The organism is Proteiniphilum sp., from assembly GCF_040307845.1.
GTDB lineage: Bacteria > Bacteroidota > Bacteroidia > Bacteroidales > Dysgonomonadaceae > Proteiniphilum.
In genome coordinates this window covers 117,011-133,914 of the sequence record NZ_JAWRIS010000018.1, presented here as the reverse complement: position 1 = coordinate 133,914, position 16,904 = coordinate 117,011, and the positions used below count along the sequence as shown (strand labels likewise).

13 protein-coding genes are annotated in these 16,904 nt (G+C 47.4%); 11 read left to right on the top strand and 2 right to left on the bottom strand.

Annotated features, from left to right (window positions below; genetic code table 11):
* Positions 1-3: 3 nt before the first annotated feature.
* Both ABV001_RS04315 and ABV001_RS04310 read right to left on the bottom strand, forming a co-directional pair.
* Positions 4-1,308, bottom strand: coding sequence for an MATE family efflux transporter (locus ABV001_RS04315; RefSeq protein WP_352421688.1), 1,305 nt, complete (start codon positions 1,306-1,308; stop codon positions 4-6).
* Between the two features lie 111 nt (positions 1,309-1,419).
* Positions 1,420-2,313: an AraC family transcriptional regulator gene (locus ABV001_RS04310; RefSeq protein ID WP_352421687.1), complete on the bottom strand. Its 894-nt coding sequence runs from the start codon at positions 2,311-2,313 to the stop codon at positions 1,420-1,422.
* 236 nt (positions 2,314-2,549) lie between these two features.
* Between ABV001_RS04310 and ABV001_RS04305 the strand changes: the two genes are divergently transcribed.
* The 11 genes from ABV001_RS04305 to ABV001_RS04255 all read left to right on the top strand — a co-directional run bounded on the left by ABV001_RS04305 (position 2,550) and on the right by ABV001_RS04255 (position 16,747).
* Positions 2,550-3,617: an efflux RND transporter periplasmic adaptor subunit gene (locus ABV001_RS04305; protein WP_352421686.1), complete on the top strand. Its 1,068-nt coding sequence runs from the start codon at positions 2,550-2,552 to the stop codon at positions 3,615-3,617.
* Positions 3,614-6,733 carry an efflux RND transporter permease subunit gene (locus tag ABV001_RS04300; RefSeq protein WP_352421685.1) on the top strand — a complete coding sequence of 1,040 codons (3,120 nt, stop codon included), beginning with the start codon at positions 3,614-3,616 and terminating at the stop codon, positions 6,731-6,733. Before ABV001_RS04305 ends, ABV001_RS04300 begins: the two co-directional genes overlap by 4 nt.
* Positions 6,734-6,848: 115 nt before the next feature.
* On the top strand, positions 6,849-8,339 hold the full coding sequence (locus ABV001_RS04295; protein WP_352421684.1) for a TolC family protein: 1,491 nt from the start codon (positions 6,849-6,851) through the stop codon (positions 8,337-8,339).
* Between the two features lie 34 nt (positions 8,340-8,373).
* A complete protein-coding gene (locus ABV001_RS04290) occupies positions 8,374-8,799 on the top strand; it encodes a thioredoxin family protein (protein ID WP_352421683.1) in 426 nt (141 codons plus the stop codon).
* Between the two features lie 66 nt (positions 8,800-8,865).
* Complete coding sequence (locus ABV001_RS04285; RefSeq protein WP_352421682.1) at positions 8,866-9,087, top strand: hypothetical protein; 222 nt, start codon at positions 8,866-8,868, stop codon at positions 9,085-9,087.
* Between the two features lie 358 nt (positions 9,088-9,445).
* Complete coding sequence (locus tag ABV001_RS04280; RefSeq protein ID WP_294081249.1) at positions 9,446-10,033, top strand: hypothetical protein; 588 nt, start codon at positions 9,446-9,448, stop codon at positions 10,031-10,033.
* Between the two features lie 46 nt (positions 10,034-10,079).
* A complete protein-coding gene (locus ABV001_RS04275) occupies positions 10,080-10,934 on the top strand; it encodes a DUF2764 family protein (RefSeq protein ID WP_352421681.1) in 855 nt (284 codons plus the stop codon).
* Positions 10,935-11,095: 161 nt separating this feature from the next.
* Positions 11,096-12,856, top strand: coding sequence for a V-type ATP synthase subunit A (locus ABV001_RS04270; protein ID WP_294081251.1), 1,761 nt, complete (start codon positions 11,096-11,098; stop codon positions 12,854-12,856).
* A 146-nt stretch (positions 12,857-13,002) separates the two neighbouring features.
* Positions 13,003-14,322 carry a V-type ATP synthase subunit B gene (locus ABV001_RS04265; protein ID WP_352421699.1) on the top strand — a complete coding sequence of 440 codons (1,320 nt, stop codon included), beginning with the start codon at positions 13,003-13,005 and terminating at the stop codon, positions 14,320-14,322.
* A complete protein-coding gene (locus tag ABV001_RS04260) occupies positions 14,322-14,936 on the top strand; it encodes a V-type ATP synthase subunit D (RefSeq protein WP_294081252.1) in 615 nt (204 codons plus the stop codon). Before ABV001_RS04265 ends, ABV001_RS04260 begins: the two co-directional genes overlap by 1 nt.
* Positions 14,930-16,747 (top strand): V-type ATP synthase subunit I, encoded by a 1,818-nt coding sequence (locus ABV001_RS04255; protein ID WP_352421680.1) that lies wholly within the window; start codon positions 14,930-14,932, stop codon positions 16,745-16,747. Before ABV001_RS04260 ends, ABV001_RS04255 begins: the two co-directional genes overlap by 7 nt.
* The last annotated feature ends 157 nt before the right edge of the window (positions 16,748-16,904 follow it).

Below are 16,904 nucleotides of genomic sequence, written 5' to 3'. Positions count from 1 at the left end.
ACGTTATATAACGTGGGTTGGGAACCGGAGTGCTTTCTTCGCCCAGAGGGTCTGCGTTGCTCCCCGCACAAAAAGATAAAGGATAAAAGCCAACCAGAGGCCGTTGTTTCCCCACAGTGGCGTCATGATAAAATAGCAGGCGAAAAAGACAATAGATGAAACGATCATCGCATTGCGCATCTCGGCGGAGGCGGTGGCACCGATAAAGATGCCATCCCACAGGAAAGCGGCAAAACCGACAATCGGGATGAGTATTGTCCAGAACATAAAATCTTTGGTATGCCCGATAATAGCAAGGTCATTGGTCATGATACGCAATATAGGATCGGGAAAGAGCATATAGACGACTACCGCCACCAGGCTCACCATCAATCCCCAGAAAAAAACCCTGCGGATCATCCATTGCAGGTACTCCCGGTTCTTTGCCCCATAGAACCGGCCGGTCAACGCTTCGGCAGCATAGGCAAAACCATCCATGAAATAGGAGAAAAGCATAAAGAACTGCATCAACAAAGCATTTACCGCCAATATAGTCTCTCCCATCCCGGAAGAGGCAAAAGTAAAGAAGGTGGTTACCAGGGTCAATAAGAAAGTGCGGACAAAAATATCGCCGTTCACCCTGAAATACTCCCGTATGGCCTGTCTGTCCCAAATCGTTTCTTTGCGTATATATTTCCGCAACCGGCGATAGTATTTCCACCAGAAACCGGCGGCAACCATCAATGAGATGACTTGTGAAAGGGTGGTTCCCAGCGCAATCCCTTCGATCTTCATCCCGAAGCCAAACACAAAAAGGATACTCAACACAATATTCAGCAGATTATTAAGGATAGCGATGAACATCGGAATCCTCGCATTCTGCATACCAATAAACCATCCCTTGAATGCATACATACCCAATACTGCCGGTGCTCCCCACACTACAATACGGAAATAGGTCATCACATATTCGATTGATTCCGGCCCCGACTGTATAAGACTGGAGGCCAACAGACCGATTGGATACTGCAGCAGTATAATTAAAAATCCTGCACCCACACCAATCGCCAACGAACGGATAAAAGCGTTCATCACCTCCGGAAAATTCCGGGCACCCAATGCCTGGGAGGCAAAACCACTGGAACTCATCCGCAAAAATCCAAAATTCCAGTAGATCATATTAAAAATGTTGGCACCCAGCGCAATGGCTCCGATATAAACGGCCGAACCCAGACGCCCGACAATGGCAATATCAATCATTCCCAGCAGGGGAACAGTGATATTGGTGATGATATTGGGAAGGGCAAGCTTAAAAATCCTTTTGTCCATTGGCGCAAAATTACTTTAAAAAAGCGATATTCCCGAAATTTACCGGTCACTATCTTTTTGACAATTTCATCAATCCACTTGTTATCAGAATGGTATCCATCGGACCATCCATTATGTCGGCCTATTTACAATTCTGTATTTTTTAGGAGTTACCCCGGTTCGTTTTTTAAAATACTGGGTGAAGAATGAGGGATTGGCAAAATTCAGTTCATCCGATATCTGGAGAATGGTCATAGTTGTAGTGGTAAGCAAAATACGCGCGTTCACCATGATGTGCAAATCGATACATTCTTTGGCCGTCGTTCCTCTGATATCTTTACATACGACCGATAAATAGCGGGAAGTGATACATAGTTGTTCAGCGTAAAATTCAATATCTTTCTGTTCCTTGTAGTGTTTTGTGATCAATTGAGCAAACTCAAAGTACAATGCCTGCTTCCGGGAATAAGGTTGTTGACGTAACGGTTGTTTATTTTTGTAGATGCCGATTACCTCATAAATAATGGCATAACCCAGGTTCCTTGAGATTTCTTGCCGACAGGGATGGTCTTTCCTGGAATCATATTCATCCAGAAATTCACACAGTTTTACCAGGTCGTCCTGCTCATTCTTTTCCAATGAGACACACGGATTGTCTTTGATAAAAAGGTAGATGGGTGTCCTGGAAGGTATGGGAATTTCGGCATTGCTTAAGAAATCGGGGGTGCAAGCCAGCGTATAGCCCTTGAAATCGGGACTTATCTTATTTATAAACAGGATATCATTGGGAAGAATCACACTCATATCCCCTTTTTTCATCTGATAACTCTGCGCACCGATACCCACCTCTCCTTTCCCTTCCAGGCAAATACATAAACCTGCCGCATCGACAACCCGGGGAAACTGTTCCACTCCAAGCATATCCTTCTCACTTCCTTTCAATACGAAACTCTCAAAATAAATATTGCCCTCCTTGTTAAAAGAAAGACGTTTAAAAGTATGTTGTCCCGAAGTCGTTCGTTTCATTTTACTATTATTTATATTCCAAAAATAAACATTATTTAGATAAAAAACGTTGTTATTAAATATCTATTTCCGTATTTGAACATTTTTATTGAAAGAACGGACATATTTATACAAAACGTTACCCATACCTTTGCGCTTAAAACAAAATCGATTCACCAAAAAATCAGAAATGATTTGAAATTTCAGCGATTGGGTAATCCACGGATCAATAAGAGAAATATATTAACTTTAGTCATATGAAGAAGATTGTATTTATCTGTCTGTGCGCATCGCTTCTGGTTTTTACCGGATGCAAGCAGCATAAGGGACAGAAAGAAGTGATTAAAACGATAAAAGTAGATTCCGCCATAACCTATGGCGAAAAAAAAACCGTTTCCTTCCCGGGTAAGGTAAAAGCAGCATCAGAGGTGAATCTGGCTTTCCGTATAAGCGGACCGATCACAAAGATCAATGTAACGGAAGGACAATTTGTTCGAAAAGGGCAGGTGATAGCCGAAATGGATTCGCGCGATTACGCGGTACAACTGTCGGCTACAGAAGCAGAATATAAACAGATAAAGGCGGAAGCGGAACGGATAATCCAACTCCATGAAAGACAAAGTGTATCGGAAAACGATTACGACAAAGCCGTATCGGGATTACAGCAAATCACCGCCAAATATGACGCCCACAAAAACGCTTTATCGGATACGAAGCTGAAAGCGCCCTTCGACGGGTACATCCAAAAGCGCTATTTTGACAGCAACGAAACAATCAGCGCCGGGATGCCTGTCTTTTCAATGATCAGTGCCGGAACACCGGAAGTAGAGATCTATATTCCCGCAGGTGAGTTTATCCAACGCGACCAATTCGACTCTTACAGCTGCTATTTTGAACTCTACCCCAACCGCACTTTCCCGCTGGAACTCATCGCCATCAACCGGAAAGCAAACCTGAACCAGCTTTATACCGTTCGTCTCCGGTTCAATAAAGAACCTGATTCGCCATTACCTTCACCCGGCATGTCCACTATGGTGACAATCCAATACAAGCCGGAGAACGCCACCATGGTTTCCATCCCTCTTAACGCCGTGTTTGAAATCAATAACAGCCCCACGGTATGGGTGTATGATTCAACGCAACAAAGGGTTAATGCCCGCGCTATCCGCATCTCCGAAATAATGACCGACGGTACCCTGACCGTCTCGGAAGGATTGCGTGCCGGCGAAAAAGTTGTTTCAGCAGGAGTCCACCATCTGTCGGACGGGGAAAAAGTCGAACTGTTACCCCAAACGACTGAAACCAACGTAGGAGGCTTGTTATGAATGACGTAGGAAACTGGGCATTGGGTAACCGGAAACTGATTTATTTCCTGCTCGTCGTACTGGTAGTCGGCGGCATGGCTGCTTACTATAATATGAGTAAGCTGGAGGATCCGGAACTGAAGGTCAAGACAGCAACCGTCGTCACGCTCTATCCCGGCGCCTCGGCCCACCAGGTGGAACTCGAAGTGACCGATATGCTGGAAAAGAGCATCCGTTCCATGAAAGGGATCGGCGATGTGTATAGCCGCTCGATGAATGACGTATCCATGATCACGGTCGAATTGACCACACTGGTGCAGAACAACGAGGTGGAGCAGTACTGGGATCTTCTTCGCCGAAAAGTAAGCGATGTGCAGGCCAATCTGCCCGAGGGAGCCTCCCCTTCCGTTGTAATGGATGATTTTGGCGATGTCTACGGTATGGTTTATGCCCTCACCTTTGAGGGATATACCCATGAAGAGGCGGGGAAATACGCGGAACTGATCAAAAAGGAAATCCTGAAAACAGAGGGGATATCCAATGTAACCCTCTACGGGAAACAGGAAACATCCATCAACATAGAACTCTATGAAGATAAACTCGCCAACCTGGGTGTACATCCCGCAGAAGTGCTCTCCACCCTGAACGGCCAGAACCGCACCATCTATTCCGGCTACTACGAAAGCGGCGACGCACGCATACGGGTATCGGTCAATGACAGGTACAGGACGGTGGATGATATCGGAGACCTCTTGCTGCAGGGGCATGAAAACGACCAGTTACGGCTGCGCGACATTGCCCGCATCACTGAAGAAAATACAAGTCCCGTCCGCAATGAACTGAGGTACGACAAAAAGCAAGCGCTGGGTATCTCCATCTCCGCTTTAAGTGAAACTGATATCACAAAAATAGGCAAAAAGGTAAATGAAGTGGTGGAAAAACTGGTGGACGAGCGGCTGCCTGCCGGCATGGAAGTGAACAAGGTATTCTTCCAACCCGAAAGGGTCAACACGGCATTGAATTCCTTTATGGTCAACCTGATTGAATCGGTACTTATCGTGGTGCTTTTACTTATCTTCTCAATGGGGTTCAGGAGCGGACTCATCTTAGGCTTAAGCCTGGTTGTTACTGTATTCGGTTCGCTGATGATACTGCAAATGTTCGACGGCACCCTGCAACGGGTTTCGCTGGCCTCATTCATACTGGCAATGGGGATGCTGGTGGATAATGCCATTGTAATACTCGACGGTATCCAGATTGACCTGGAGCGGGGAGTGGAACGAAAAACAGCGTTGACCTCCATCGGCAAAAAAACGGCAATGCCGTTACTGGGAGCCACATTGATCGCAGTGCTGGCATTCTGGCCCATCTTCCTGTCGCCCGACACGGCCGGAATTTATGTACGTGACCTGTTTATCGTGCTGGCGGTTTCACTTCTGTTGAGTTGGGTGATCGCATTGACGATGGTTCCTATTATGGCGGACAGATCGTTAAAAGTAAAAGAAGGCAAAGAACAGAAAGATCCTTACGACAACAAATATTACCGGGCCTTACGGAGAGTACTGAACTGGACGTTGTCGCATCGCCTCATTACATTGGGTACGGGAGTCGCGCTGGTACTCGTCAGCCTATTATTCTTCCGTCTCCTTCCACAAGGATTTTTCCCCGACATGGATTACGACCAGCTCTATATAGAATATAAATTGCAGGAAGGACTCAACAGTACAAAGACAAAAGCCGACCTGAGCGAAATAGAAGACTACTTGCTCGCCCGTGAAGATGTCACCCATGTCACCACATCCATCGGCGGTACACCCAGCCGTTACAACCTGGTCAGAAGCATTGCCGACCCGTCGCTCTCTTATGGTGAGTTGATCGTGGATTACACTTCACCCAAAGCCCTCGTCGCTTCTATCGATGAAATACAGGATTATCTCAACATGCATTTCCCCGACGCCTATATCCGGGTAAAACGCTATAACCTGATGTACAAGAAATTCCCTATCGAGATTGAATTCCGCGGTCCCGATCCCGAAGTGCTCAGGAGTTTGTCGGCACAGGCAACGGAAATCATCAACGCCAGCCCTGTGATATATATGCCCACCACCGACTGGGAACCCAAAGTGCCGGTATTGATGGTGGATTACAACCAACCGGTGGCACGGAACATAGGCTTAACCCGCCAGGATGTCGGCTTGTCGATCATGAGCGCGACGGACGGAATACCCACCGGCGTTTTCTATGACGGCATCGACAGCAAGACCATTACCGTGAAATGTGTCGATAAAGACGGCAACGCCATAGAGTCGATCGAGCATACGCCTGTCTTCAACATGCTGCCTTCGTTGACCGGCTTAGACCGTCAAACCTTGCAGGGATTAATGACCGGGGCTATCTCGGAAGAAGATGTGCTGGCATCGATACTGGAAACCGTCCCCCTTAGCCAGACGTCCAACGGAGTCTATATCGACTGGGAAGAACCTGTAGTTATCCGCAGCAATGGCGAACGTGCCATGCGCGTGCAATGCTATCCCATATCGGGAGAGGCGGTAGAAAATACCCGCCAGACCATCGCACAGCAGATAGAAAGTATCGACCTGCCCGCGGGCTACAGCATGAAATGGGAAGGGGAACGGAGTGCGAGCGACGAGTCAATGAAATACCTCTTCAAATATTATCCCTTTGCGGTTATCCTGATGATTGGCATCCTGATCATGCTTTTCAAAGATTATAAGAAACCTCTCATCATCATCCTTTGTCTGCCGCTGCTCTTTATCGGCATCATCGCCTCGATGCTCCTGTCCGGTAAAACATTCGGGTTCGTCGCCATAGTAGCAGCACTGGGATTAGTAGGCATGCTCATCAAGAACGGTATTGTGCTGATGGACGAGATCACTTTACAGATATCAAACGGAGTGGAACCGATAAAAGCACTGATGGACAGTTCTGAAAGCCGTTTTCGCCCGGTGATGCTGGCTTCGCTGACAACCATCCTGGGGATGATCCCACTATTGGGCGATTCGCTATTCGGTCCCGCCGCCGTGGTAATCATGGGAGGATTGCTGGTCGGCACGCTGATCACACTGCTTTTTATCCCGGTGTTATATGCGCTGTTCTTTAAGATTAAGATTGATTAATGTGCCAATCCCGATAAATCTTGACAACTTGTCCCGACCTTCGGGAAATAGAGATGATTGGGTGATTTAATTTTTCACTTTTAGTTTTTCACTTTTAGTTTTCACTTAAAAAAATATGCAACTAAACAAAATAATAATATTGATTTTCTGCTCATTATTTGTCCCTACTCTTTCATGGGCGCAGGAAATGAGTGCCGCGGAAGAACAAGGGAGAAAAGCCGCCGATAAACCGGAAAAAGCTTCCCTGTCAGTTCGGGAAATGACCCTCGACCAATGCCGGGAGCTGGCACTGGAGAACAATAAGGCGATATCCATAGCATCCCGTAACAAAGCAAAGGCCGAATACACCTTAAAAGCATACAAGGCCAATTACTTCCCCAAAATCTCTGCCTCGGGGAACTATCTTTATTCCAATACGAAGTTGAACACCCGCTTTGAAGGGGGTTATCTTCCTACTTATGTTCCCGATCCGGCAACGGGTCAGCTGGTACCGAACATCCTTCATGGTCCGGACGGGAACCCTGTCATGGGATCTGATGGGAATCCCATCTTCAACCAATATGCCCTTTTTCCCGGCCTGGACATTTTAATGAAACTGAAAAATACGTGGATGGCCGGATTGCGCGCTGAACAACCTATTTACATGGGTGGTAAAATAACGTCTGCCTACCGGATGGCACAGATAGGAAATAAAATTGCCGGACTGAATGAGCAACTCTCCCGTGCGGAAATCATTGTAAAAGCTGATGAAGCCTACTGGACTTATGCAAAGACGAGGGAACTGGTCAACCTGGCGGAGTCTTACCAACGCGTGGTCAAAGAACTTATGCGGGATGTACAGAATGCACAGGAAGTCGGGATGAAGCATCAGAATGATGTGCTAAAAGTGCAGGTAAAGGTCAATGAAGCCGAATTACAGCTGCGGCAGGCTGAAAACGGACACAGGCTGGCACGTAAAAATCTCTGTTATGTAATCGGTTTTCCACTCGACAGTGAAATATCCCTACCTGAATCATTCGACGAATCTATCGCCTTAGAAAACAGGTATCTGTCCGATTACACTTCCCGCCCCGAATATGCCATGCTTGAGCAACAGATGCAGCTGAAAGAACAGGAAATCAACCTTACCCGCAGTGATTTTCTTCCCCAGGTAGGCGTTGCAGCTAATTACGGATATATCAACGGGATGGAATTGAACGGTAATAAACTCCTTGACGGGGCGTCTTTCTCAGCCATGGTTTCCGTCAATATTCCCCTATTCCAGTGGGGTGAAGGGCGTAATAAGATCCGTGCTGCCGAAACTGAGCGGGCTATCGTCCAATTACAACGGGACGACATTGCCCAACAGATGGAACTTGAACTGACACAGGCTTTCGATAAATGGGATGAATCCATTCTCGAAGTACAACTCACCAGTCGCTCTCTGGACCAGGCAAAAGAAAACATGCGGGTAAGCGAAGACCGCTATAAGACCGGCATGGAAACGCTTGCCGATTACCTGGAAGCGCAAACCACCTGGCAACGTGCATGGAAGGATCATGTTGACGCTGTGACCCGTTCATGGCTGAACCAGACTTATTATCTGAAAGCGGCAGGTAAGTTGTAATGGACAGAAAGGACAAGTAGAGAGAATGAAATATATGAAATTAAAAGCGTGGCATTTTGTTGTAGCTATTATCCTGTTCTCGGGGCTGACCCGTTGGCTGGGGATCCGGGATCTGAGAAGAAGGTCACCCGATCAAACATCCGGATACCTGACCGAACTGGATGGGACGTCCGTTGCCGACAGTCTCTCCTCCCGCTGGTGCTTTGTGCTGTTCTATCAGGAAAATTCGGAACATTGCGACAAGATGGAGGGCGCCCTCCATCTCCTGGCAAAGAATAACCGACACCGTACAGGTTTTTTCAAACTGAATCCGGACAACTACCCGGAATATGGACAGAAGTATACGATCTCCGGAGTACCCACCACGCTGATCCTGCACGATGGCAAGGAGGTCGCCCGGATTATGGGGGTTGTTTCCCAACGTAATCTGGAGATCATATATGCAAGGACAACCCGGTAAACAGTCTCCCCCAAGAATACCATTACCGCAAGTTTCATCCATATTGATAACAAATAGAATAATCGCATGAACCCACCGTTATTTATCCGTAAAAACAGGAGAATCCTGTTAAGCATGATCGTCGGAGCTTTGATTGCCTCCGTTTATTGGTTCTATTTCGGAATATACTGGGGCACATACCCTCTCTCCTGCGAATGGTGGGTAAACTGTGTCTATGGCACCCTGTACGGAGGACTGCTGGGGTGTTTCATTGCCGGAGAAATGAAAAGGGAACCGGAAAGTAAATAAATACCGTATCATGATGAACAACTTTTGGGTATTGACTTTGTAAGGTTGGGAACCTAAAACTTTCATTTCGGCAAGTTAGTATAAACACGATACAGCACTATGCCATAACTTTGTATGATTGGGAAAACGCTCCCAAAAGAAATGGTTATAAAAAATAACCGTTCAGCCGGAAAAGAGGCAACCTGAAATTTATAAAAAACTATTCTGTTTTTTTGAAATGATTAAACAACTATTATACATTCTTTTTTGTAAATTTGCGATTTCACTTTTCACATTTTCCAAATAGCCTGGCAATCAACCCACAACAAGGGAAGAGTGTCAACTTTAGGAAGTAGAAAAACTCATTACATACTATTATATGGACAAAATTCAGGAACTTACGTCAAAACTTTACGTGGAAGGCGTGGAAAAAGGCAAAGAGGAAGCCGACAGGATTATTGCGGAAGCACAGGCACAGGAGCAACAGATATTGGATGCTGCGCGTATTAAGGCCAAAGAATTGCTCTCTTCTGCGGAAAAGGAGAGCGTTGAACTGAAAAAAAACACCGAGGCAGAGTTAAAACTCTATGCAGCCCAATCTTCAGAGGCACTGAAAACGGAGATCATCAACCTGGTGACCGACAAGTTGTCCGCCACGCAGGTAAAAGCTGCCGTGGAAGACAAATCGTTCATGCAAAAATTAATCCTGGAGTTGGTTCGGAACTGGTCTAAAAACGACGCACTGACCGTCGGCGTGGAAAATCCGGAAGAGCTCAAATCCTATATCGCCTCTCACTCCAAAGACCTGTTGGACAAAGGATTGAAGATTGAGTCGGTAAACGGCATCAAGACCGGGTTCACCCTCGCTCCCGAAGATGGTTCCTATAAAGTAAAATTCGGGGAAGAAGAGTTTGTCAACTACTTCAGGGAATTTTTACGTCCCCAGATACAACAACTCCTTTTTTAGAAACTGAAAATTTTCATCAATCTCTTTCAAGGGATTGGCTTTGCCTATGATTTTCAAGAATCAATATTACTACTTTATATCCGGACTGCCCGATTTCTCTTTCGACAGTATGAAACTGCCCTTCTCCGTAGAGGAGTTCAGGGAGATGCTCGACGAAGCCGTTACCCCGGAAAACAAGAAGCTTCTGGACAGCTATTTTCTCTCCTATGATAACGACAATCTTTTCCGGTTACTGGAAAAGAAAGAGGAGGAAGAATTGCAGAGTCGGGGAATTCTCACGCGCGCCGACCTGGAAGAGGTAATCCGGCAGGTAAGAGAGGGAGACACCATAGAAAACAAACGGGTGCCACCCTATTTTGAAAAGGCGGTCAGGGCATGGCTCGATGAAGAGATACCAGGACACCTGAAAACGCTGGAAGACCTGATCAGTTCGTTGTACGCGGACTACGGCATGGGAGTAAAGAACAGCCTGATCGCCGGATGGTTCGAAATGAACCTCAACATCGGCAATATCCTCTCGGCTCTCTTCGCAAGGAAATACGGCATGGATATCAGCCAGGTAGTGGTCGGCAATAACGAAATCGCCCAATTGATAAGGGAAAATGCCAACGCACGAGACTTCGGCATCAGCCGCGAACTCGACTATTATGATGATATCATTCGGATCGCCGAAGAACCGGATATCTACGAGCGGGAGCGCAAGATCGACAAATTTCGCTGGAATTGGCTGGATGACAACACCCTGTTCGATTATTTCGATATCGAATATATTTTCGCCTATCTGTGCAAGCTCAGGATATTGGAGCGGTGGGTAAGCCTCAACGCGGAAGAGGGGGAACGCGTCTTCCGGGAACTGATCGCACAATTGAAAAACGAAATACAGAAACCGGAAGATCTGTAATAGGTCGCAAAATATCATCAGACGAAGGCTTTAGTTGCACTGGTACGACTTACGAAGAAAGAAAAAATACAAATAACGTTTTCGTTAAGCAATACGAGCAGAAGACAAACTTGTTTGGATTATGCCGTTGAGAGAAAACGCCTAATGAAATTGAATCATATATGCTAACAAAAGGAACAGTTAAAGGAATCATATCCAATCTCGTTATTGTGGAAGCAGACGGTGCGGTATCCCAGAATGAGATCGCCTACATCGACCTCAATGGCACCCGTTTGATGTCGGAGGTGATCAAGGTGGTCGGGAATAATGCTTACGTGCAGGTGTTTGAAAGCACGCGCGGGTTGACCGTAGGCACTGAGGTGGAATTCCAGGGACACATGCTCGAAGTGGTACTGGGGCCGGGACTGCTGCAACGCAATCTTGACGGGTTAGAGAATGACCTCGACAAGATGGATGGTATCTTCCTGAAACGGGGGGATTACACCTTCCCGCTCGATGAAGAGAAGTTATGGCATTTTCAACCGATCGCCCAACCCGGTGACAAAGTGACCGCCGGATCATGGTTAGGTGAGGTGGACGAGAATTTCCAACCCCATAAGATCATGGTGCCTTTCACCATGAAAGGGGAATACACCGTAAAAAGTATCACCCAAGAGGGTGAATATACTATTTATAAGACCATCGCCGTGGTGGAAGACAGCAACGGCCAGTCAACCGAGCTGAACATGATCCAGCGCTGGCCGGTAAAGATGCCTCTCACGGCTTACAAGGAAAAGCCCCGTCCTTCTAAACTGCTGGAAACGGGAGTCCGCTCCATCGATACCCTCAACCCCATTGTGGAAGGAGGAACCGGATTTATCCCGGGCGCATTCGGTACCGGCAAGACAGTCTTGCAACACGCCATTTCCAAACAGGCAGAAGCCGATATCGTGATCATCGCCGCCTGCGGTGAGCGTGCCAATGAAGTAGTAGAAATCTTTACCGAATTTCCGGAACTGATCGACCCCCATACCGGCCGCAAGCTGATGGAACGCACCATCATAGTGGCCAATACTTCCAACATGCCGGTAGCCGCCCGTGAGGCATCGGTATATACCGCCATGACCATCGGAGAGTATTACCGTTCCATGGGACTGAAAGTATTGCTGATGGCTGACTCCACCTCACGATGGGCACAGGCGCTCCGCGAGATGAGTAACCGCCTGGAAGAACTTCCCGGACCCGATGCGTTCCCGATGGACTTGTCGGCGATCATCTCCAACTTCTACGGCCGTGCAGGACACGTGGTCCTGAACAACGGCAAGGAAGGCTCCATCACCTTTATCGGTACGGTATCACCTGCCGGAGGTAACCTCAAGGAGCCGGTGACCGAGAACACAAAAAAGGTGGCCCGCTGCTTCTACGCGCTCGAACAGGACCGAGCCGACAAGAAACGCTATCCGGCCATCAACCCGATCGACTCTTATTCCAAATATATCGAGTATCCCGAATTTGAAGAATATATCTCGGAACATATCTCGGCCGACTGGACAGAGAAGGTAAATGAAGCCAAGACCCGCTTATTGCGCGGGAAAGAGATTGCAGAGCAGATCAATATCCTGGGTGATGACGGCGTACCGACAGCGTATCACATCACCTTCTGGAAATCGGAACTGATTGATTTTATCGTATTACAACAGGATGCTTTCGATGATATCGACTCGGTAACCCCCATAGAACGGCAGAAATATATCCTGGATCTGGTAACAGATATTTGCCGTACCGATTTCGAGTTTGACCATTTCGACAAAGTGGCCGATTTCTTCAAAGAACTGATCAATATCGGAAGACAGATGAATTATTCAGAGTTCCGATCGGACAAGTTCAATGAATACCGGAAACAGTTGGATGAATTGATAGACCGGAAAAAAGTTATTCAGTAGTTATTCAATGGTTATTCAATGGTTATTCGGTTGTAATGCAGTGGTAATTGAATTATCCCGCAAAACGGGAAATAACGGCGAAGCCGAATAACGCGAAGTGAATAACAATAGAATCGGCGAAGCCGAATAACAATAAATAAAAGAGCATTATGGCAAAAGCATTTCAAAAAATATATACGAAAATCACCCAGATCACCAAAGCCACCTGTTCGGTCAAGGCTACCAATGTGGGTTACGATGAACTGGCCACGGTGGAAGGCCGTCTGGCACAGGTGGTAAAAATCATCGGCGACGAAGTGACCCTTCAGATCTTTGAAGGGACCGAAGGTATCCCTACCAATGCCGAAGTGATCTTTATGGGAAAATCTCCTTCGTTGAAGGTAAGTGAACAGCTGGCAGGCCGCTTTTTCAACGCCTACGGTGATCCGATCGACGGAGGCCCCGTACCCGAAGGAGAAGAACGCCCCATCGGCGGGCCTTCCGTGAATCCGGTACGGCGCAAGCAACCCTCGGAATTGATTGCTACCGGTATTGCGGGGATCGACCTGAACAATACACTGGTGTCGGGACAAAAGATCCCGTTCTTTGCCGATCCCGACCAGCCCTTTAACCAGGTGATGGCCACGGTGGCGCTCCGCGCGCAGACCGATAAGATCATCCTGGGCGGTATGGGGATGACCAACGACGATTACCTCTACTTCAAGAACGTGTTCAGCAATGCGGGGGCGCTGGACAGGATCATCAGCTTTATGAACACCACTGAAGATCCGGCGGTAGAACGGCTGCTGATTCCCGACATGGCGCTGACCGCCGCTGAATATTTCGCCGTGGACAAAAATGAAAAAGTACTGGTACTGCTTACCGATATGACCTCTTATGCCGATGCGCTCTCGATCGTATCGAACCGTATGGACCAGATCCCGTCGAAAGATTCAATGCCGGGCTCTCTCTATTCCGATTTGGCAAAAATCTACGAGAAAGCTGCGCAGTTCCCGGCTGGAGGGTCCATCACTATTGTAGCGGTAACCACTCTTTCAGGGGGTGACATTACCCATGCCGTACCAGACAACACCGGATATATTACCGAAGGTCAGCTCTTCCTGCGGCGTGACAGCGACGTGGGGAAAGTGGTTGTGGACCCGTTCCGTTCTCTCTCCCGTCTGAAACAACTGGTACAGGGAAAGAAAACCCGCGAAGACCATCCGCAGGTGATGAATGCAGCCGTACGTCTCTATGCCGATGCGGCTAATGCGAAGACCAAACTGGAAAACGGGTTCGACCTGACCGATTACGACACGCGGGCGCTCTCGTTTGCCAAAGACTACGCTGAAAAGATACTCGCCATTGATGTGAACCTCGATACCACCGAGATGCTCGACAATACATGGAAACTGTTATCGCAGCATTTCAGGCCGGCCGAGGTAAATATGAAACAGGAATTGATAGATACTTACTGGCAACAATAATGGCTATTCGATTTCAATATAATAAAACGTCGCGTCAGCAGTTGGAAAAACAACTGTCTGTCCGTGAACGGGCGCTTCCCACGCTGCAAAACAAGGAATCGGCATTACGGGTGGAAGTGAAAAAGACCAAAGAGGAGATAGCACAACTCGACAGGGAACTCGAAGAAAAAATCCAATCATACGACAAGATGGTCAGCATGTGGACGGAGTTCGACCCTACCCTGCTGCGCGTAAGGGATGTCCATCTCTCAAAAAGGAAAATTGCAGGCGTACTTCTCCCGATCCTCGACAAAGTCGATTTCGAAATCCGTCCGTTTAGCCTTTTCAACCGCCCCAAGTGGTTCCTCGACGGGGTAAATACCCTCGAAGGACTGGCAGAGATAGGGATCCGGCGCGATTTCCAGGAGATAAAGCTCTCCCGGCTCGAATATGCGAGGAAAAAGACCACCCAAAAGGTCAACCTCTTCGAAAAAGTGCAGATACCGGGCTATCAGGAAGCCATCCTGAAGATAAAACGCTATTTGGAAGACGAGGAGAACCTCTCCAAATCATCGCAGAAAATCATGCGGGCACACCAGGAACAACGTAGAGAACAGGAGGGAAGCGTATGGTAGCGACAATGAAGAAATTTGTGTTTATCTCTTTCCATAAGGACTATGACCGGTTCCTGCATGCACTGCGCGACATGGGAATGATACATGTGGCGGAGCAGGACAGTATGAAGGTGGATGAAGAGAAATTGCAGGACTATCTTTCTACATCGAAACGGTTAAATGAATCGATTAAAAAACTAAAGCAGCTGCGCGATAAAAAAGCACCGGCCCCATATCTCGATGCCGATACTGGACGAGGGATGGAAATCCCCGCGGAAATAGAGCAGATAGAAAATAAAAAATCCGCACTTTACCAGCAGTTGCAGGTCAGCCTCAAAGAGCGTGACAACCTGCGTCCCTGGGGGAACTTCGACCCGGAGAATATCTACCGCCTGAAAGAAGAGGGATACCATGTCCGTTTCTTTATCGTTCCCGGCAAAGAATATGATCCCGAATGGGAAACACAATACAATGCCGTGGTTATTCAAAAGGAAGGGTCCAAGACCTATTTTATCACGATCACAAAAGGCACACAGCCGGCAGATGAATTACAACTCGAGGAGATGAAAGTTCCTGAGGTTTCATTAGAAGCCCTTAATAAACTCATCGACTCGCTGCAGGAAAAGATAAAAAAAGAAGATAAAGCGTTGAAAGCGCTTTCCGCCGAGATTCCATCGGCTGAGGCAGCCCTGAAAGCCATTGAATCGGATATCTTCTTCACGAAGGTAGCCCGCAGTGCGACACCCGCGGCAGAAGACAAACTGCTGCTCCTACAGGGATGGGCGCCGGAAGAGAATGTGGCGGAAATCACACAATATCTGGAATCGCAGGATGTCTATTTCCGGGTATCCGATCCCGAACCTGAAGACGACGTGCCGATCAAGTTCAAGAACAACCGTTTCATGCGGCTCTTCGAACCGATCGCCGAACTCTATATGTTACCCAAGTATAACGAGATCGACCTCACACCATTCTTTGCACCTTTCTATATGATCTTTTTCGGATTGTCACTGGGAGACATCGGTTATGGAACGCTCTTGTTTTTAGGCGCCACGGCGGCAAGGACTTTCGGAAAAGAGAAAATCTCCCGTACGATGCGGGGTATGCTGGCATTGGTACAGATACTGGGGCTCTCCACCATGGTGTGCGGGCTGCTCACAGGAGGATTTTTCGGGTTCAATATCTACGAGACCAATATCCCTTTCTTCCAGAACATGAAGAATCAGGTCTATTTTGATAACTCACAGATGTTCACACTATCCCTTATATTAGGAGTCGTGCAGATCATGTTCGCCATGTTCCTGAAGATCGTGAACCGCATCAAGCAGTTCGGATGGACCCAGGCACTCTCTACCATTGGCTGGTTCGTCCTGCTCATGAGCGTGATCGTGGCTGTCCTTTTCCCGGCTATTATGCCGATGGGAGGCACCCTGCACCTTATCATAATGGGACTTTCAGCCATACTGATCTTCTTCTTCAACTCTCCGGGGAAGAATCCGTTCATGAATTTCGGGCTCGGATTGTGGGATACCTATAATATGGCGACCGGACTGCTTGGTGACGTATTATCATATGTGCGCCTCTTCGCATTAGGGCTCTCCGGTGGTATCCTGGCAAGCGTGTTCAACAGCCTGGCATTGGGACTGAAGCCGGACAACCTGATCGGAGGATCAATCGTCTTCCTGCTGATTTTCCTCTTCGGGCACTCCATCAACATGTTTATGAACGTACTTGGCGCCTTTGTGCATCCGTTGCGTCTTACCTTTGTGGAGTTTTATAAAAATGCGGAATTTGAAGGAGGAGGCAAAAAATATAATCCTTTTAGGAAATAGTGAAGAGTGAAGAGTGAAGAGTGAAGAGTGAAGAGTGAAGAGTGAAGAATGAAGAGTGAAGAGTGAAGAGTGAAGAGTGAAGAGTGAATTTTCTTAGGAATGAGGGCAGAAGTAAACTTGTTTATAGTATGCCGAGTGACGACAGAAAATCTTCGAA